This is a genomic window from Sporosarcina sp. SAFN-015, from assembly GCF_059415085.1.
This window is the reverse complement of sequence record NZ_JBPFDR010000009.1, coordinates 53861-72498: the sequence shown is the minus strand read 5'-3', so window position 1 is coordinate 72498 and position 18638 is coordinate 53861. Positions and strand designations below refer to the sequence as shown.

Here is an 18638-nt window from a genome sequence, read left to right as displayed (position 1 = left end):
GATATCGTGCAGAAAATATTAATTGTAGACGATGAGCAGCCGATTCGTACATTATTAGACTACAATCTGAAACAGTCTAACTTTGAAACTATTATGGCCGCAGATGGTGAACAAGCAATATTGAAAGTGGAAAATGAAAATCCGGATTTAATTTTGCTTGATCTGATGCTGCCCATAATGGATGGCATAGAGGTGTGCAAGCTTCTGAGACAGAAGAATATCAATACTCCTATCATTATGCTGACAGCAAAAGGCGAAGAAACCGACAAAGTTTTAGGTTTGGAAATCGGGGCAGATGATTATATGACAAAACCGTTTAGTCCACGTGAAGTTGTTGCAAGAGTAAAGGCTGTCCTACGACGGAGCGGCGAGCGTACAGGCATTCATGAGGATGATGGGCAAGTATTGCGCACGGGTCCTATTACTGTGCATCCTGAACAGTACGAGGCTTTTCTAGACGAGAAACCTTTGGAATTCACACCGAAGGAATTTGAACTCCTCGTCTATTTTATACAAAATAAAAACCGGGTGCTCACTCGCGATCAATTATTGAGCGCGGTTTGGAATTATGACTTTGCAGGTGATACTCGGATCGTTGATGTTCATGTAAGTCATTTACGTGAAAAGATTGAAGAAAATACAAAAAAACCTATTTTTATTAAGACGGTTAGAGGGATTGGATATAAATTCGAGGAGCAAAAATTGAAATGAAAGGTCTTTATTCCAGACTTTTTATCGCTTTTGCAGTCATATTTTTGATTCTATTGACTGGTCTTGGGATTGTCCTTGGCCAGTTTTTTTATCTTATTGATCATGCAGTAACTTTGCAAGTTCAACAGAAATATTGGATTTTCCTAATAGTCATCTTGTTAATCACTTATTTTCTGTCTCTTGTCCTATGTGCCCGCATCCTCAGGCAATATGCAAAACCGACCGATTTAGTTACAAAAACTGCTGAGAAAATAGCTCGGGGGGATTATTTAGCGAGAACCCCGATTGAAGAGCTCGGGAATCATAATGAGCTTGGTATAGCAGTGAATCAGATTGCAAGGAATTTACAAGAAACATCAATCTTGCGAGCAATGGAGAAGGAACGTCTGAAAACATTGATTGAAAGTATGGGGAATGGCCTCCTTATGTTCGGAAGAGAAGGCTCTGTAAATTTATCAAATGGGGTATTTGAAAAAACTTTCGGATATAAGCGGGATGAACTGATTGGAAAAACTTTCATGGAGATCGGATTGCCTCAAGGTATCGAAAATTTAATTGAAGATGTATTCTTAACGGAACAAGTACATGAAAAGCAAATCCGGTCCGGTGAATACCATTTTAATGTTTATGGTGCGCCAGTTATAGGACGTCATGGCAATTGGCTCGGCATCATTGTAGTGACGCATGACATTACAAAGCTAGTGAGATTGGAGGAAATCCGTAAAGATTTCGTCGCGAATGTTTCACATGAGCTGCGCACACCAATTACTTCAATAAAAGGGTTTACAGAGACTTTAATGGACGGTGCAATAAATGATTCGGCTGCATCTACAGAATTCCTTGGAATCATCAAAAAGGAAAGCGATCGGTTGCATTTATTGATTGATGATCTATTAGAATTATCAGGAATCGAACGAGAAGGCTTCCAACTACAGTATCAGGAAGTGTTGATCTCAGATATCGTTGAAAGTGCGTTGAAAATTGTTTTCGGATTGCTCGAAAGAAAAAATATGAACACAATTATAAATATCCCGTCGGATATTGTTGTTGAAGCGGATTCCGACAGGCTTATCCAAGTAATGGTCAACTTATTGACAAACGCCATCAATTATTCAAAAGAAAATACGACCATTACAGTCAACGCATTTGAAACTACTAGTGAAGCCATCATCGAAGTAAAGGATGAAGGGATTGGAATTGATCGAACAGAGCTTCCGAGGTTGTTCGAACGTTTTTATAGAGTCGACCGTGCACGAAGCAGGGATTCTGGAGGTACTGGACTTGGACTCGCAATTGTTAAACATTTGATCGAAGCACATAGAGGGAAAGTGACTGTTGATAGTAAAGTAGGAGTTGGAACCACATTTACAATATACCTACCAAAAAAATCCGCTTAATGCGGATTTTTTTGAAACCTAATTCTCCTCCGACCGTATGTACAGATGATACATAGAAAAGGGGGAAGATGAAATGAGCACACGCCGAGCATCGGTAGCAGCCGGTCTTGTCATCGCTGGAGTATTATTGCTCATCGTTGCTTTTACGACATGGTATACGGTGGATGAATCTGAGCAGGCCATCGTTATCACTTTCGGAAAAGCAGATACGCCTGTAACGGAATCGGGTATGCATTTTAAGCTGCCTTGGCCGATCCAAAAAGTTGAGAAGCTATCAAAAGAGACGTTTAGTCTTCAGTTCGGATATAAGCAAGATCCGGATGGAACACTTGTTGCTTATGACAAGGAAACGAAAATGATTACTGGAGACGAATACATCGTGCTTGCAGATCTAGTAGTACAGTGGAAAATTACAGATCCCGAAAAGTATTTATTCAACTCGCAAAATCCACAGGAAATTCTACATGATGCGACTTCCGCTTCCATCAGATCAATTATCGGTAGTTCAACAATCGATGCAGCTTTGACAGATGGGAAAGCGGAAATTGAAGCGAAAACACGTGATTTATTAACATCGCTCATGACGAATTATGATATCGGAATTTCGATTCAAGGTGTCAAATTACAGGATGTTGAATTGCCTAATGCTGACGTTCGTGCCGCATTTACTGCAGTAACGGACGCACGCGAAACGAGAAGTACAAAAATTAACGAAGCCCAGCGCTATAAAAATCAACGCGAGAACGAAGCGAAGGGTGAAAAAGACGCCATTATATCCCGTGCTATCGGTCAGAAAACTGCCCGTATAGAGCAAGCGCGAGGGGACGTCGCCCTTTTCAACGACTTGCATGCAGAATATGAAAAAAGTAAAACGATCACCCGTCAAAGGTTAATAATTGAGACGATGGAGCAAGTACTGCCAAAAGCAAAAATCTATATTATGAATGATGACGGTGAAACATTGAAATACTTGCCGTTGCAACAAATGGAAAGCCAAACACCACCACCTGTTGAGCAGAAAACGGAAGGGGGCGGCAACTAATGACGAACGACAATAATCCATTCAAAAGTATTGAAGAGAAGTTTAAAGAAATGCAAAGTGGAAAACAGAAAAAGACACCAGGCGCAGAAAAAGTCATTACTCCGAAAAAGCCGTTCAATACGAGGAAGTTTGTAAGGAGAGCAATTACATTTACAGTGTTTTTTGCAATTGCAGTCATCCTTCTCGCCAATGTGTTCGTAGTGAAAGAAGGCGAATATCGAGTCGTGCGCCAATTCGGTGAAATTACGAGGATCATCAAAGAACCGGGATTGAATATGAAAATCCCATTCATCCAATCAGTGACAAGCTTGCCGAAAAATCAAATGACATATAATGTTTCTGAAGCGGAAATCAGTACAAAAGATAAAAAGCGTATTATCATTGATAATTATGCGGTGTGGAAAATAACAGATCCCGGTAAAATGATTTCCAATGCGCGAAACATTATTAATGCTGAAGCGCGAATGGAAGAATTCATCTATTCCGTCATACGGAACGAGATGGGACGATTGGATTACGTAGATGTCGTTAATGAAGAAAACTCAAAGCGAGGCAATTTGAACGACCTTATCACGAAAAAAGTGAACGAATTTCTTGATGAAGGTAATTTTGGCATCGAAGTGATTGATGTGCGGATTAAACGGATTGACCTTCCACAAGAAAATGAACAGTCGATTTACACGCGGATGATTTCAGAACGCGAGTCTACAGCACAAGATTATCTTTCTCAAGGGGATGCAGAGAAGAAAAGAGTAGAGGCGGAAACAGATAGGTTAGTCCAAGAGATGCTTGCGACTGCGAAAAAGGATGCAGCTATCATTCATGCCGAAGGGGAAGCAGAAGCTGCCAAAATCTATAACAATGCATTTTCTAAGGATCCTGAGTTCTACAACTTATATCGTACGTTGCAATCCTATGCACGTACAGTAGGCGACGACACGGTCATCATCATGCCAGCCGACTCTCCATATGCAAAAATACTGACAGGATACTTGGAATAATAAATGACGTCATTTTCATTTACTCTAGCCATCATGGTAAGATAAATGAAGATGACGTTTTTATCTTAAACAGAGGAATAGCCGTTTTTTTATAAGCGGTAGGATGAACGAACAAGGGAGTGGATGCAGGTGACTAAAAAGAAAATAGTACTGTTAGATGGAAATAGCTTGGCGTATCGTGCGTTTTTTGCATTGCCATTGTTGACGAATGACACTGGTATCCATACAAACGCGGTGTACGGGTTTACGATGATGCTGCAAAACATATTGGCAGAAGAAAAGCCGACACATATGCTCGTTGCTTGGGATGCGGGGAAGACAACCTTTAGGCATTCGACATTCAGTGAATATAAAGGCGGCCGTCAAAAAACTCCACCCGAGCTGTCGGAGCAATTTCCTTACTTGCGGAAACTGCTGAATGCCTATCAAATCCCTCAATATGAACTCGAGCAATATGAGGCGGATGATATTATCGGTACGTTAAGCAAGTCTGGAGACGAAGAAGGCGTAGAAGTCGTCATTATTTCTGGTGATAAGGACTTAACACAGCTCGCAAGCGATCATACAACAGTATGCATTACGCGAAAAGGGATTACAGATCTTGAAAAGTACACTCCTGAGCATGTCATGGAAAAGTACGGTATTACACCTCCTCAGATCATTGATATGAAGGGTCTGATGGGAGATGCTTCTGACAATATTCCAGGCGTGCCTGGCGTAGGTGAGAAGACCGCTCTTAAATTATTGAAGGAATACGGCACTGTCGAAAAAGTATATGAATCATTGGAATCCGTTTCAGGAAAAAAACTGAAGGAAAATTTGACGGAGAATGAAGAACAGGCATATATGAGCAAAAAACTCGCAACAATTGAAGTGGATGCGCCGATTGAAATTTCCATTGCAGATTTGACGTATTCTGGCCCTGACGAGGAAAATGTTAAAAAGATCTATGAGGAATTAAAGTTCAAAACATTACTTGAAAAAATGGAATCTCCAACTGAAACAGCTCCTATCTTAGAAATCGACGTTCAAATCGTCGAGGATACTGAAACGATGGAGCTTGCGGATGAAATGGCGATACATGTAGAAATGATGGATGAAAATTATTTGTCTACGGAAGTGACAGGCGTCAGTTTGACGGATGGCAAGCAAGCGCTGTTCATTCCAATTACAGTCTTGCAACAATCAGAACGACTAAAAGAGTGGCTTCGCGATGAAAATAAAAGGAAATTTACGACCGATTCTAAAGCAGCATACGCATCTTTACTGCGTTATGGCATCGAAGTGAATGGTTTCGAATTCGATTTATTATTGGCAACGTATATTGCGAATCCTTCCTCTTCATATACAGATGTTGCATCTGTTGCAAAGGAATTCAATTATTCTGATGTCCAGTCTGACGAATCGGTGTACGGGAAAGGCGCTAAAAAGTCATTGCCTAAGGAGAAGTTGCTTGCGGAACATGCTGGTAGGAAAGCTCAAGCCGTTTGGAAGTTAAAACCTGTCCTTGAAGAGAAGTTGCGTGAAAATGAACAGTTTGAATTGTATCGTGAGCTTGAAATGCCACTCGCAAAAATACTTGGGAAAATGGAATCTACAGGTGTTAAGACGGACTTGGGAATTCTTCAACAAATCGGTGTTCAGCTTTCTTCAAGGTTATCTGAACTTGAATCGATCATCTATGAAATGGCGGGACAACCTTTCAATATTAATTCTCCAAAGCAGTTAGGTGAGATCTTGTTCGAAAAAATTGGACTGACACCTATCAAGAAAACGAAAACGGGTTATTCGACTGCGGCAGATGTGTTGGAAAAACTTGAAAGCGAGCATGAAATCATCAGTTTCATTTTGACATATCGTCAGCTCGGAAAACTGAACTCAACTTATATTGAAGGATTATCGAAAGAAATCCACGAGGACGGAAAAATTCATACACGATTCCAGCAGGCATTGACGCAAACGGGCCGACTGAGCTCCATCAATCCGAACTTGCAGAATATCCCGATTCGGCTTGAGGAAGGCAGGAAAATCCGCGCGGCATTCGTTCCTTCAGAGCCGGGCTGGCTTATGTTTGCTGCCGACTATTCGCAAATCGAACTGCGTGTCCTTGCGCATATGTCCCAAGACGAAAAAATGATTTCCGCATTCCGGGAAGGGGAAGACATCCATACAAAAACAGCGATGGATGTATTCGGTGTTGATAAAGATGGCGTTTCGTCTGATATGAGGCGGACGGCAAAAGCTGTAAACTTCGGTATCGTTTACGGGATCAGTGATTACGGATTGTCCCAAAGCTTGAATATAACGCGTAAAGAGGCAGGTAAGTTCATTGGAACGTATCTCGAGACGTTCCCTGGTGTAAAGCGATACATGGAAGATATCGTCTCTGAGGCGAAGATGAAAGGCTATGTAGTCACGATGATGAATAGACGAAGATACTTGCCTGATATTACGAGCTCGAATTTCAATTTGCGAAGCTTTGCTGAAAGAACGGCTATGAATACGCCGATACAAGGGACTGCTGCCGATATCATTAAGAAGGCGATGATTGATATGGACGCAAGATTGAAAGAAGAGAATATGCAAACACGAATGCTCCTTCAAGTGCATGATGAATTGATTTTTGAAGCGCCTGAAGAAGAACTTGAAAGACTGAAGAAAATCGTACCGGAAGTAATGGAATCTGCATTGGCGCTCGATGTTCCATTGAAAGCGGAGTGGGCGTTCGGATTCTCCTGGTACGAAACGAAGTGAGGAATGGAAATGCCAGAACTGCCAGAAGTTGAAGGTGTCGTTCGCGAATTGTCGCCTGCTTCCATTGGCCGGACGATTTCTGAAGTGCATGTGTCCGATATTATAAGAAAATCCAAGGAGCTAGGTAAAGAAGCAATCGTCAAAGGGAAAACTCTTGAAGACTTTATTGAAGAGCTAGCAGAAATGACGGTAGTGGATGTCACTAGAAGAAGTAAATATATTTATTTTCATTTAGAAAAGGAAGGTCTGCCATACTTGCTCGTCAGCCATCTCGGAATGACGGGTGCTTGGTTCGTTGTAGATTCCTTGGAAGACATCACAGAGAAGAAATTCAAGAATCATATCCATGTCGTCCTGAACATGGCAGACGGAGGATTGCTCGTCTATTCCGACATCCGCCGATTCGGGGAACTGCGGCTACTGCAGAAGGAAGAGGATTATTTGCCATTGCTGAACATGGCTCCTGAACCTTTTGACGAATTCGCCATCAACCATTTCCTATCCATGGCATCAATACAGAAATATGCAAGGAAACCTATCAAAGAAGTGATAATGGATGGCCATGTCATTTCGGGTTGCGGTAATATTTATGCGACAGAAGCGCTTTTTCGAATGAAAATCCATCCCGGACGAGCTACGGAGAGGATCAGCGAAAAAAGGAAACGAGAATTGTTTCAGGAAATCGTAGTTGTCCTGCAAGAGAGCATTGATGCGGGAGGAAGCTCCATTTCGGATTATCGGAATATTAACGGGGAAGCTGGAACGATGCAAACCCGTTTGAAGATGTATGGAAAGAAAGTGTGTGGGACATGTGGCAGAGAAACGAAAAGCATGAAAATTGCTGGAAGGACATCAGTTTATTGTCCGCAATGCCAAAGGTGAGGGAAGGTTGATGTCAATGATCATCGGTCTAACGGGAAGTATTGCAACTGGTAAAAGTACCGTGTCGCGAATGTTAAAACAAAAGGGGTATCCGATTGTTGACGCAGATGAAATTTCAAGGTTAGTAGTAGAACCTGGAAGCCCAGTTCTTACGAGTATCGCGGAAACATTTGGTTCTGATATCCTTCTGCCGGACGGGTCGCTGAACAGGGGAAAACTCGGTAGTCTCATTTTCAATGATGAGGAAAAGCGAAAAAAGTTGAACGGAATTATCCACCCCGCTGTACGAAAAGAAATGTTGCGACAAAAGGAAGAATGGTTGGAGAAAGGTTTTAACACGATTATTATGGATATTCCGCTCTTATTTGAAAGTAAACTCCAATCATATGTGGATAAAATTATCGTCGTTTCAGCAGCACCTGCCGTTCAAAGAGAACGTCTAATAGCTAGGAATGGCTATTCACAAGATGAAGCGGAGGCCCGTATCAATTCTCAGCTTTCAATATTGGAAAAGGAAAAATGCGCAGATGCAGTCATTGACAATAACGGATCAATGGAAGAGACTGAAAATCAGCTGGATGAATTATTGATTAAATGGAATGCTGTCAAATAAAACTATTCTCTGAAAAGTAGAACATTGTTATTTTGTTCACAAACTCTTTGCACCCGGTTAAATTGTGCTATACTAATTATCGGATAAAGGATAAAAAGTATATAACATTACGCGGGAGGATTTTTTCATGACTACTTCGATAGCGATAAACGGTTTTGGACGGATTGGACGCATGGTATTCCGTCAAATTATCACGAAGGATGACGTTGCTGTAGTTGCAGTGAATGCATCGTATCCGGCAGAAACTCTAGCTCATTTGATTAAGTATGACACAAATCACGGAGTTTTTGATGGTGAAGTCGTTGTGGAGGAAAATGCTCTTGTTGTCAACGGAAAGCGTGTCCAACTAATAGCGGAGCGCGACCCATCCAAATTGCCTTGGAAAGAGCTTGGTGTCGACATCGTCATTGAAGCGACGGGAGTCTTCAATGAACGTAGTAAAGCTGCCCTTCATTTGGAAGCCGGAGCTAAGAAAGTCATCTTGACTGCTCCAGGGAAAAATGAGGATGTAACGATTGTGTTAGGTGTGAATGATGACAAGCTTGATATTAATAAACATGATGTCATTTCAAATGCAAGCTGCACGACAAACTGCCTTGCACCGGTTGCAAAAGTGTTGAATGATTCATTCGGCATTGAAAACGGGTTGATGACAACTGTTCATGCTTATACAAACGATCAGAAAAACTTGGATAACCCGCATAAGGACCTTCGCCGTGCACGCTCTTGTGCTCAGTCGATCATCCCGACCTCGACAGGTGCTGCAAAAGCACTTTCGCTCGTATTGCCTGAGCTTGAAGGGAAAATTCACGGTATGGCTTTACGTGTACCGACTCCGAACGTGTCATTGGTCGACCTCGTCGTTGATGTGAAAAAAGATGTAACAGTGGAAGAAGTGAATGAAGCATTCATTAAGGCAGCAGAAGGTCCAATGGCAGGAATCCTTCGTTTCACGACTGAACCACTCGTATCGATTGACTTCAACACAACAACAGAGTCTGCGACGATAGACGGTCTTTCAACAATTGTCATGGGTGATCGCAAAGTAAAAGTGCTTGCTTGGTATGACAATGAATGGGGCTATTCTGCACGTGTTGTTGAATTGGCTATTAAAGTAGGAAATGAATTGAAATCCAAAGTGAATTCATAATTGGAAAATGAAAAACGTCCAAGTCGATAACTCGGCTTGGACGTTTTTTCTTTTTGATTGATTATTAATTTTAATATTCTGTAAACACTATTGATTTCCGTTCCGATCGGATGCTTTCCGCGGGCACGGCTTCAGCCAATCGAACAGCGAAGGGTTCGATTTGCCGTATTTCTGCGTTCTTTGCAGAAATTAAGGCATCCCATAGTTGTGCTCGCAACGCTACGCTTTTGCTCGCAAAAGCCGTTCTTCGTTACGGCTTTCGTTGCGGGGTCTTCAGCTCGCGCTATTCCCGCAGGAGTCGCCGATCTCCACTCCAATCAATTGGCATATACTTGAAATTCAAAGCTGTATGGTAATTGTAAAGACATGAAGAGGTAAATCACTCGTTAGTTGAACAAGTTGAGACTGAAAAAATTTTCTGCTAACGTATTCATTTTGTCTGGTTTTTCCACAACAGTCCAATGACCGCAATTCTCAATTCCGATTAATTTTGCATGTGGTATATACATTATTAATAATTCTTTAATTTTTGCTGGTGTTATAATGGCGTTCTACGGGTTTAAACTTTTGGAAAATATTTCTGTTGATTGGAGTGGAAGGCGCCGACTCCTGTGGGATTAGCGGGACAGGTAAGACCCCGCAGTGGAGCAAAGCGACCGAGGAGGCTTACCGCCCGCCCCACGGAAAGCGTGCGCCTGGAACGGAAATCAATACTGCCAAGATTTCACTTTTTAAAAGCCCATAACAACTTGATTGATTATTAATGAATCCCTTTCGATTTTTTTGATGAACTTCTGTTATAATCAATATACTATACGGAAATGCGGAGGAAGCAGAAAATGATATGTCCAGCTTGTCATTATAATGGCACCCGGGTCATCGATTCTCGACCTGCCGAAGAGAATCGATCCATCCGAAGACGCCGTGAATGTGAGAGATGCGCATTCCGATTCACGACATTTGAAAAAGTGGAAGAAATGCCGCTCATCGTAGTGAAAAAGGATGGCACACGGGAAGAATTCAGCAGTGAAAAGTTGTTGAGAGGGCTCATCCGAGCATGTGAAAAGCGCCCAGTTGACCTCGAAGCAGTAAAAAACATTGTATATTTAATAGAAAAAGAATTAAGAAGTTCAGGGACCGTTGAGATTGATTCTAAGGACGTCGGCGAAATGGTCATGGAAAAATTGGCAGATGTCGATGAAGTTGCGTATGTCCGGTTTGCATCAGTCTATCGACAATACAAAGATATAAACGTATTTATCGAAGAACTGCAAAACTTGCAGAAGAATAAAGATGAGAATTGATTTTGAATAAAGGAAAAAAGGAGTTCCGACAATATGCTTTACCAAGAATTACAACCAGTCGATACGTTCACGATCAAATTGTCTCATCCATTTTCGGATTATGACCGGCAACTCCTCACATTGTTTTACCAACCATTGATCGGCCCTGACGCTATGAGTCTTTTCATGTCACTATGGGCTGATGCGGAACGAAATAAGGAAAATGAGTTTAATCATTATTACTTAATGAATTTATTAACAATGCCGTTAGTGAAAGTGTTTGAAGCGAGAATCTCCCTCGAGGCGATCGGCTTGCTGCGTACATACTGCAAACAGGAGGATCAGGATCGTGCGTTCTGCTACGAATTGCTGCCGCCCATGGATGCAAAGTCGTTTTTCGAAGACCCGCTTTTGTCCACTTTCCTTTTCAGCAAGATTGGCGAGCAGGCATACCGGAGTTTAAGAAATCGATTCACGGTAGTAGATCCGATCGATGAACAATACAAGGAAGTATCTCGTACATTTTTGGATGTTTTCAAACCTATCCGTTACAGTGCAGCCGAAGGGATGGAAGAGGGCGGTCATATGATGGGGCGCAATGAATCAACGGGAATTCCTTTCGCTTATTCCGACTTCGATTTCAATTTATTTCGTTCGGGACTTTCCGAACAGATGGTACCGAAATCCTCCCTCGCTACAGTGTCGAAAGAATTAATTGAGAAATTGGCGTTTCTTTATTCATTGACACCACTTGATATGCAGAAAGTCGTCATGATGGCGCTAGATGCAAACAGTATGCAGATTCCGGAAGATCGACTTCGAAAGGCTGCGGTTGATTATTACAAGATCAACATTTCGCGAAACGTTCCTACTGTTGAAAAGATATTCAAGAATGTCGAACCTGCAAAAGAGAATGAGCCAAAATCACGAGAAGACGAACTCTTATTTTATTTGGAAAATACATCACCACGTGAAATGCTGCGACATTTAAATGGAAAAGAACCTTTTCCTGTCGATCTCCAATTGGCGGAAAGGCTTATTAACACTCATGGATTGTCCGTCGGCGTCGTAAACGTTTTATTGCAATATATGATTTTACGGAACGACGGAAAGATCACGAATAATTTTGCAGAACGGATTGCCTCGCATTGGTCGAATAAAAAAGTGGAAACTGCCAAAAAGGCAATGGAGTTATCCCGTACCGAGCACGATCAATATATGAAGTGGTTGAATGAAGGGAAGAAGAAACCAGCCAGCCGGAAGCCTACAAGGGAAGAGAAGGTGCCTGAATGGTTTTACAAGAAAGAAGAAACGGAACAGCATGAACCGAAAAACGAGGCAGATTCAGATATTGATGAAAAAAGACGTCAGCTGCTAGCGAAACTGGATGCTATGAGAAGCGAGGTGAAATAAAGTTGGAAAGAATCGGAAATACATTGAAGCGAGTAATGAACGCTTCAGAACTGACAGCAAGATACGAGCAATTACGGAATGAAGTGATGGAGTCCGAAGGCGTCCAACAGTTCATTTCCGAGAATTCGAGTGAGATCGATAAAACAGTTGTCGATAAAAGTTTAGGGAAATTATACGAATATACAACAGCTTCTCACAACTGTGAGAAATGCCCGAACGTTGAAGGCTGCATAAACGTAATGAAAGGATTTGAGCCAAAACTAATCCTCAGTCAAGGATTCATTGATCTTGATTACGTCAAATGTCCGAATAAATTGGTCGAAGACGAACGTCGTAATGTATCCAATATGATTGATAGCATGTATATGCCGAAGGATGTCATGGAAGCCCGATTGCATAATGTAGATTTGGAGCATGACAATAGCCGAATCATTGTCGTGGAGGCAGCTGCTCAATTTTTGAGTGAAATAAGTGAAACAGGAGAACTTCCGGAACGTGGGCTTTACATTTACGGTCCATTTGGAACGGGGAAATCCTTTATACTTGGTGCACTCGCTAATGAGCTTGCCAATCTTCGAATCCGGACAGTTGTCGTTTATATACCGGAATTCCTTCGGGAAATGAAACAATCTATCCAAGACCAGACGTTGAATGAAAAAATTGACTTCGTAAAAAAAGCGAAAGTACTTATGCTCGATGATTTTGGAGCGGAGTCCATGTCTGCTTGGGCACGTGATGAAGTGATTGGAACGATTTTGCAATATCGAATGGCAGAAAAGCTTCCGACCTTCTTCACTTCCAATTTCAATTTTGATGAGCTGGAGCATCATTTGACGTACACGCAACGGGGTGAAAAAGAAGCGGTTAAAGCAGCGCGCATTATGGAACGGATCAAGACAATCTCCAAACCAGTTCAATTGAAAGGCAAAAACCGAAGAAACGTGTAAGTTGACTTTCGCCACTTGCAATTGTCTGTAACTTTCCTTATACTAATGGATATCATATTTGAAAATGTGTTGAAGAGGACATGAATCGGTTCTTCTACTTACAGAGATCAGGGTCATTTGGCTGGAAGCCCTGAAGTGCAGAGGATCGATTTACCACCTTGGAGCAGCATCGGTGAACCATTTACATAGCCGATGACGGACCCCGGCCCGTTAGCCGTTTCAAGCTTCATCTTTCCGGTTGTATGGCCGGATGGAAGGAAGAAGGGTGGAACCACGAGCAACAGCCTCGTCCCTTTACCGGGATGGGGCTTTTTTTGTTCAAAAAAATTAGCAAGGAGTGTTTGTAATGGAAGAGAATATTCAATTGAAATTTCCAGATGGTGCGATAAAGGAATTTCCAAAAGGCACAACAACAGAAGAAGTAGCAGGCTCCATCAGCCCGGGGTTACGAAAAAGCGCTCTCGCTGGTAAAATTGGCGACCAGCTCATCGACTTGAAAACACCGATTGAAAAGGACGGTGATATTGCAATCATCACACCGCAATCACCGGAAGCGCTCGAAATCCTGCGTCACAGTACTGCCCATCTATTAGCTCAAGCAGTAAAAAGAAAATTCCCAGACGCAAAACTAGGAATCGGTCCGGTCATCGACAATGGCTTCTACTATGACATTGATTCACCAACGCCAATCACAGCTGAAGACCTTCCTGAACTTGAAAAGGAAATGAAACGAATCATCGGCGAAAATCTTCCGATCACACGAATTGACGTATCTCGCGAAGAAGCCGAAAAACGATTTAAAGAAATTGACGATCCCTACAAGCTTGAACTATTGGAAGCAATTCCTGAGGGCGAACAAGTTTCCATTTACGAACAAGGTGAATTTTTCGACCTTTGCCGCGGTATCCATGTCCCTTCGACAGGTAAGCTGAAAGAGTTTAAATTATTGAGCATCGCGGGCGCTTACTGGCGCGGAGATTCGAAAAATAAAATGCTTCAGCGGATATACGGAACAGCCTTCTTCAAAAAGGACGAGCTCCAAGAACACTTGCGTATGCTCGAAGAAGCGAAGGAACGCGACCATCGTAAAATCGGGAAAGAATTGAATTTATTCACGAACTCTCAAAAAGTCGGTCAAGGTCTTCCGCTATGGTTGCCAAAAGGCGCAACAATTCGTCGTATTATAGAACGTTATATCGTCGATAAAGAAGTGAAGCTTGGGTACGACCATGTCTACACACCAGTTCTCGGAAGTGTTGAGCTCTACAAAACATCCGGTCACTGGGGACACTATCAAGACGGCATGTTCCCTGTCATGAGCATGGATAATGAGGACCTCGTTCTCCGTCCAATGAATTGCCCACACCATATGATGATCTACAAAAACGGCATTCACTCTTATCGTAACTTGCCGATCCGCATTGCTGAGCTTGGTACGATGCACCGTTATGAAATGTCTGGTGCGTTATCCGGTCTCCAACGTGTACGTGGTATGACTTTGAATGATGCGCATATCTTTGTTCGCCCTGATCAAATCAAGGAAGAATTCAAACGTGTCGTTCAGCTCGTCATCGATGTGTATAAAGACTTCAATATTACAGATTACTCATTCCGTTTATCGTACCGCGATCCGGAAGACACTGAAAAATATTTTGACGATGACGAAATGTGGGAACGCGCACAAAGCATGCTGAAAGAGACGATGGATGAAATGGGTCTTCCGTACGTCGAAGCCGACGGCGAAGCTGCCTTCTACGGTCCGAAACTCGACGTACAAGTGAAGACAGCAATCGGCATGGAAGAGACACTTTCAACTGTCCAACTTGACTTCCTTCTACCTGAACGTTTCGATCTCACATATGTTGGGGAAGACGGCAAGCAGCATCGTCCAGTCGTTATCCACCGAGGCGTCGTTTCTACAATGGAAAGATTCGTTGCATTCCTGATCGAAGAATATAAAGGCGCATTCCCAACATGGCTTGCACCAGTTCAAGTCGAAGTAATCCCGGTATCACCTGAAGCCCATTTCGATTATGCAAATGAAGTGAAAGAAAAACTAGTAGCAGAAGGATTCCGTGTAGATCTTGATAGCCGTGATGAAAAGATTGGTTATAAAATCCGTGAAGCACAAGTCCAAAAAATCCCTTACATGCTCGTCTTAGGAGACAAAGAAGTAGAATCCGGCGAAGTGAACGTAAGAAAATACGGCGAACAAAAATCAGAAAGCATGCCATTTGAAGATTTCGTGAAGCTAATAAAAGCTGACGTATCACACGATAATTAATAATTATGGTTATTGAATGGCGTTTTAAAGTTTAAAAAATGACTAGGTATCCATCGTGTTGATTAATAGGAATTACCGTTGATTGAAGCGGAAGGTGGCGACTCCTGGGGGATTAGCGGGACAGGTGAGACCCCGCAACGTAGCGAAGCGAAGTGAGGAGGCTCACCGCCCGCCCCCCGGAAAGCGTCCACCTGAAGCGGAAATCAACCGTTGTAAATTTATATGTTGACAATCAATATTCAAGATGATAGACTTATTAAGGTTAATGAATACAGTTTGTGGTATAAGAAGGAGCTGCCCGCTTCTCACCTGATCGACGCATACCGTTGTTGACAGGTCAGCACATGAGTGAACGTGCCGTGCATGCTAATGCACGTACACATAAGCGGGTAGACAAAAGTTACTTTTGTCTACTTTTTTTATTGTCCGGCTCTTATAAAACGAATGAACTATGGGACCGTCGGATTGCTGGACGGTGTACCCAAACCGTGTATTCGCGAGACAACATTCGGAGGTGGATTACTATTAGCAAAGACATGTACGTAAATGAGGGCATCCGTGCCCGCGAGCTTCGCCTTATTGACCACAATGGTGACCAGCTTGGAATCAAATCACGCAACGAGGCTCTTGAAATCGCAGCGCGTGCAAATTTGGATCTTGTCCTAGTCGCACCAACAGCAAAGCCACCAGTAGCCCGTGTAATGGACTATGGTAAATTCAAGTTTGAGCAACAAAAGAAAGAACGTGAAGTGAGAAAGAACCAAAAAATCATCAACGTCAAAGAAGTGCGCCTAAGCCCAACAATTGACGAACATGATTTTCAAACAAAACTTCGCAACGGTATCAAATTTCTACAGGCAGGGGACAAAGTTAAAGCGTCCATCCGGTTCCGTGGTCGTGCAATTACGCACAAGGAAATTGGACAACGTGTCTTAGACCGGTTTGCAGAAGAATGCAAGGAATTCTCAACGGTTGAAGTTAAACCGAAAATGGAAGGACGGAGCATGTTCCTAATACTTGCCCCGACTGCCGAAAAAAAGTAACGCGAACGATTTAGGAGGAACAGATCATGCCAAAAATGAAAACTCACCGCGGATCCGCAAAACGTTTCAAGAAAACTGCAACTGGTAAAGTGAAACGCGGCCGTGCATACACAAGTCACCTTTTTGCCAACAAGTCTACTAAAGCGAAACGCCACTTGCGTAAAGCTGCACTTGTTTCTTCAGGCGACTACAAACGTATCCGTGAAATGATCACTTACATGAAATAATCTTTGAACCATAACACATTCTTTAGGAATAGCAGGAGGTAATGAACTATGCCACGCGTAAAAGGTGGAACAGTGACGCGCAAGCGCCGTAATCGAGTATTGAAATTAGCCAAAGGTTACTTTGGTTCAAAACATAGACTTTACAAAGTAGCAAACCAACAGGTCATGAAATCATTCAACTATGCATACCGTGACCGCCGTCAGAAAAAACGTGACTTCCGTAAACTTTGGATTACACGTATCAACGCGGCAGCACGTATGAATGGTCTTTCATACAGCACATTGATGCACGGTCTTAAATTGGCTGGCATCGAAGTAAACCGCAAAATGCTTGCTGATCTTGCAGTAACAGATGCACAAGCATTTGCACAACTTGCAGAAACAGCGAAAAAATCAGTTGCAAAATAAGTGATTGATCAACTAAAAGCCTCGCGCCGTTAATCGGCGGCGAGGCTTTTTCTGTTGGGGGAAAATAAAAAAGAAAACTTCTAAACTTACTATAGTTCTTCTTCCTAAGTCCAATCAATAAAGTGTAGAATAGGAAGTAGGGAGTTGAATATATGAATAGTATGATGATCACTTGGATCATATTTATATCAATCTGGTCCTTCATAATGATGGGCTATGATAAGAAACAATCAAAGAAGCGAGCACGCAGAGTGCCAGAAAAGACATTATGGCTATTTGCCATCGTCGGCGGTGGGATCGGTTCGTATTTGGGTATGATGGTATTCAGCCATAAAACAAGACACACAGAATTCCGGATTGGTTTTCTACTGCTCGCATTAATCTACATAGGCGTTATCATCTATCTTCTAGGCATCGATCCATTCGGCGTGAATCGTGCATAAAGGAAATAAGAAAAGCCCGCTCTTCAACGGGCTTTCATCAATTCTTCAATTGGATTTTTCCAGCTGATTTCAGCTTTTGGATAATTGGAAGTGATCTCGGAGGATAAGAAATAAAAATCATCTTTCGTAAAGCCTTGAAGCTTCGTTTCATCTTTGACCCAAACGAAAATAGAAACGACATCAAAGGAGTCTTCCGTAGTTCCTAAATATTTTTCACCTTCAAAGAGGGCACCTTTATATGTGATAAAGAAGTTTTTTCTTACATTTTTTACATCATCATAAAAGTAATATTGCTCTTTTTCATACGCCTCGTCCAATTTTCGCTTCGGATCCAATAAATAGCGGATACCGCGATAAAATAAATAGACGATGAATGCAATAATAACAAAGCGGATCAGTAATCCCATAACAGCATCCCCTCACAAAAATAGATATAGTCTTCTACTTATACGGGCGAGAATCGGTTTGGTTTCAAGATATTTAAAATTTTGGAGGTTTTTTTATGGAGTTGACGACATTATTTACGATGCAGCGTGAATTGGATACATACATCCAAACGAATCAAGTTGTAAACAAGGATGTTTTCAAAGAAAAAGGGTTGGCCCTTCTTGTTGAACTTGCAGAGCTAGCTAATGAAACAAGATGCTTTAAATTTTGGAGTGCAAAGGGACCTTCAGAACGAGAAGTTATTTTAGAAGAATATGTGGACTCCATTCATTTTCTCTTGTCACTCGGCATCGAAAAAGATTTGGATGGATTGAAAGTATGGCCAGAAGGCGAAGTTGAAGGCGATTTGACGAATGTCTTTTTGCAGACAATCAGCTCTATCCAACAGTTTTTATTGAAAACTGATATGGAAAGTTATGAAAATGTATGGATTCATTATGGAGCAATAGCGAACAGGATTGGTATTTCTTATAGTGAAATAATGAAGGCCTATTTGGAAAAGAACGAGGAAAATTACAAACGCCAGCAAACTGGCTATTAATAATTTGATAGAAAAATAAATTAAGATTGACAGAAGGAACTAAGAAAAATAA

General features: G+C 42.0%; 19 protein-coding genes. 17 read left to right on the top strand and 2 right to left on the bottom strand.

The features are described 5' to 3' along the window. The first annotated feature begins 3 nt into the window (after window positions 1-3). The 11 genes from ACR65H_RS15170 to dnaI all read left to right on the top strand — a co-directional run bounded on the left by ACR65H_RS15170 (window position 4) and on the right by dnaI (window position 13193). Window positions 4-711 carry a response regulator transcription factor gene (locus tag ACR65H_RS15170; RefSeq protein WP_440501517.1) on the top strand — a complete coding sequence of 236 codons (708 nt, stop codon included), beginning with the start codon at window positions 4-6 and terminating at the stop codon, window positions 709-711. After that, window positions 708-2108: a two-component system histidine kinase PnpS gene (pnpS, locus tag ACR65H_RS15165; protein ID WP_440501356.1), complete on the top strand. Its 1401-nt coding sequence runs from the start codon at window positions 708-710 to the stop codon at window positions 2106-2108. The genes ACR65H_RS15170 and pnpS overlap by 4 nt, the downstream gene beginning before the upstream one ends. A gap of 73 nt (window positions 2109-2181) precedes the next feature. After that, window positions 2182-3150 carry an FtsH protease activity modulator HflK gene (gene hflK / locus ACR65H_RS15160; protein ID WP_440501354.1) on the top strand — a complete coding sequence of 323 codons (969 nt, stop codon included), beginning with the start codon at window positions 2182-2184 and terminating at the stop codon, window positions 3148-3150. Then, complete coding sequence (gene hflC / locus ACR65H_RS15155; RefSeq protein WP_440501352.1) at window positions 3150-4151, top strand: protease modulator HflC; 1002 nt, start codon at window positions 3150-3152, stop codon at window positions 4149-4151. The genes hflK and hflC overlap by 1 nt, the downstream gene beginning before the upstream one ends. A 129-nt stretch (window positions 4152-4280) precedes the next feature. After that, window positions 4281-6905, top strand: a complete 2625-nt coding sequence (polA, locus tag ACR65H_RS15150; RefSeq protein ID WP_440501351.1) for a DNA polymerase I — start codon at window positions 4281-4283, stop codon at window positions 6903-6905. A gap of 9 nt (window positions 6906-6914) precedes the next feature. Then, window positions 6915-7787 (top strand): bifunctional DNA-formamidopyrimidine glycosylase/DNA-(apurinic or apyrimidinic site) lyase, encoded by an 873-nt coding sequence (gene mutM / locus ACR65H_RS15145; protein WP_440501350.1) that lies wholly within the window; start codon window positions 6915-6917, stop codon window positions 7785-7787. A 16-nt stretch (window positions 7788-7803) separates the two neighbouring features. Next, entirely contained in the window at window positions 7804-8400 is a 597-nt protein-coding gene (gene coaE / locus ACR65H_RS15140) for a dephospho-CoA kinase (RefSeq protein WP_440501515.1), read from the top strand. Window positions 8401-8527: 127 nt separating this feature from the next. Then, window positions 8528-9550 (top strand): glyceraldehyde-3-phosphate dehydrogenase, encoded by a 1023-nt coding sequence (locus tag ACR65H_RS15135; protein WP_440501349.1) that lies wholly within the window; start codon window positions 8528-8530, stop codon window positions 9548-9550. An 839-nt stretch (window positions 9551-10389) separates the two neighbouring features. After that, complete coding sequence (gene nrdR, locus ACR65H_RS15130) at window positions 10390-10854, top strand: transcriptional regulator NrdR (protein ID WP_440501348.1); 465 nt, start codon at window positions 10390-10392, stop codon at window positions 10852-10854. A gap of 33 nt (window positions 10855-10887) precedes the next feature. Continuing rightward, a complete protein-coding gene (locus ACR65H_RS15125; RefSeq protein WP_440501347.1) occupies window positions 10888-12246 on the top strand; it encodes a replication initiation and membrane attachment family protein in 1359 nt (452 codons plus the stop codon). Between the two features lie 2 nt (window positions 12247-12248). Then, window positions 12249-13193: a primosomal protein DnaI gene (dnaI, locus tag ACR65H_RS15120; RefSeq protein WP_440501345.1), complete on the top strand. Its 945-nt coding sequence runs from the start codon at window positions 12249-12251 to the stop codon at window positions 13191-13193. 113 nt (window positions 13194-13306) lie between these two features. Here dnaI and ACR65H_RS15115 read toward each other — a convergent pair whose 3' ends face one another. Then, entirely contained in the window at window positions 13307-13468 is a 162-nt protein-coding gene (locus ACR65H_RS15115; protein WP_440501343.1) for a hypothetical protein, read from the bottom strand. A gap of 71 nt (window positions 13469-13539) precedes the next feature. Here ACR65H_RS15115 and thrS point away from each other — a divergent pair, with 71 nt between their 5' ends. The 5 genes from thrS to ACR65H_RS15090 all read left to right on the top strand — a co-directional run bounded on the left by thrS (window position 13540) and on the right by ACR65H_RS15090 (window position 17598). Next, a complete protein-coding gene (thrS, locus tag ACR65H_RS15110) occupies window positions 13540-15477 on the top strand; it encodes a threonine--tRNA ligase (protein ID WP_440501342.1) in 1938 nt (645 codons plus the stop codon). A 536-nt stretch (window positions 15478-16013) separates the two neighbouring features. Further along, window positions 16014-16520 (top strand): translation initiation factor IF-3, encoded by a 507-nt coding sequence (gene infC, locus ACR65H_RS15105; RefSeq protein WP_440501341.1) that lies wholly within the window; start codon window positions 16014-16016, stop codon window positions 16518-16520. A gap of 26 nt (window positions 16521-16546) precedes the next feature. Further along, a complete protein-coding gene (gene rpmI / locus ACR65H_RS15100) occupies window positions 16547-16747 on the top strand; it encodes a 50S ribosomal protein L35 (protein WP_252502652.1) in 201 nt (66 codons plus the stop codon). 48 nt (window positions 16748-16795) lie between these two features. After that, complete coding sequence (gene rplT, locus ACR65H_RS15095; RefSeq protein ID WP_440501339.1) at window positions 16796-17155, top strand: 50S ribosomal protein L20; 360 nt, start codon at window positions 16796-16798, stop codon at window positions 17153-17155. 152 nt (window positions 17156-17307) lie between these two features. Further along, complete coding sequence (locus tag ACR65H_RS15090; RefSeq protein WP_440501338.1) at window positions 17308-17598, top strand: DUF1294 domain-containing protein; 291 nt, start codon at window positions 17308-17310, stop codon at window positions 17596-17598. A 23-nt stretch (window positions 17599-17621) separates the two neighbouring features. Here ACR65H_RS15090 and ACR65H_RS15085 read toward each other — a convergent pair whose 3' ends face one another. Next, on the bottom strand, window positions 17622-18005 hold the full coding sequence (locus ACR65H_RS15085; protein ID WP_440501337.1) for a sigma-w pathway protein ysdB: 384 nt from the start codon (window positions 18003-18005) through the stop codon (window positions 17622-17624). Window positions 18006-18100: 95 nt separating this feature from the next. On the opposite strand from ACR65H_RS15085, the gene ACR65H_RS15080 reads away from it, so the two are divergent. Further along, on the top strand, window positions 18101-18586 hold the full coding sequence (locus tag ACR65H_RS15080; protein WP_440501335.1) for a dUTP diphosphatase: 486 nt from the start codon (window positions 18101-18103) through the stop codon (window positions 18584-18586). Window positions 18587-18638 lie beyond the last annotated feature (52 nt).

Excerpts from the sequence above, each read along its gene's own strand:
- pnpS (WP_440501356.1), top strand. The coding sequence starts at position 708 with ATGAAAGGTCTTTATTCCAGACTTTTTATCGCTTTTGCAGTCATATTT.
- hflK (WP_440501354.1), top strand. The coding sequence starts at position 2,182 with ATGAGCACACGCCGAGCATCGGTAGCAGCCGGTCTTGTCATCGCTGGA.
- hflC (WP_440501352.1), top strand. The coding sequence starts at position 3,150 with ATGACGAACGACAATAATCCATTCAAAAGTATTGAAGAGAAGTTTAAA.
- mutM (WP_440501350.1), top strand. The coding sequence starts at position 6,915 with ATGCCAGAACTGCCAGAAGTTGAAGGTGTCGTTCGCGAATTGTCGCCT.
- coaE (WP_440501515.1), top strand. The coding sequence starts at position 7,804 with ATGATCATCGGTCTAACGGGAAGTATTGCAACTGGTAAAAGTACCGTG.
- ACR65H_RS15135 (WP_440501349.1), top strand. The coding sequence starts at position 8,528 with ATGACTACTTCGATAGCGATAAACGGTTTTGGACGGATTGGACGCATG.
- nrdR (WP_440501348.1), top strand. The coding sequence starts at position 10,390 with ATGATATGTCCAGCTTGTCATTATAATGGCACCCGGGTCATCGATTCT.
- ACR65H_RS15125 (WP_440501347.1), top strand. The coding sequence starts at position 10,888 with ATGCTTTACCAAGAATTACAACCAGTCGATACGTTCACGATCAAATTG.
- thrS (WP_440501342.1), top strand. The coding sequence starts at position 13,540 with ATGGAAGAGAATATTCAATTGAAATTTCCAGATGGTGCGATAAAGGAA.
- infC (WP_440501341.1), top strand. The coding sequence starts at position 16,014 with ATGTACGTAAATGAGGGCATCCGTGCCCGCGAGCTTCGCCTTATTGAC.
- rpmI (WP_252502652.1), top strand. The coding sequence starts at position 16,547 with ATGCCAAAAATGAAAACTCACCGCGGATCCGCAAAACGTTTCAAGAAA.
- rplT (WP_440501339.1), top strand. The coding sequence starts at position 16,796 with ATGCCACGCGTAAAAGGTGGAACAGTGACGCGCAAGCGCCGTAATCGA.
- ACR65H_RS15090 (WP_440501338.1), top strand. The coding sequence starts at position 17,308 with ATGAATAGTATGATGATCACTTGGATCATATTTATATCAATCTGGTCC.
- ACR65H_RS15085 (WP_440501337.1), bottom strand. The coding sequence starts at position 18,005 with ATGGGATTACTGATCCGCTTTGTTATTATTGCATTCATCGTCTATTTA.
- ACR65H_RS15080 (WP_440501335.1), top strand. The coding sequence starts at position 18,101 with ATGGAGTTGACGACATTATTTACGATGCAGCGTGAATTGGATACATAC.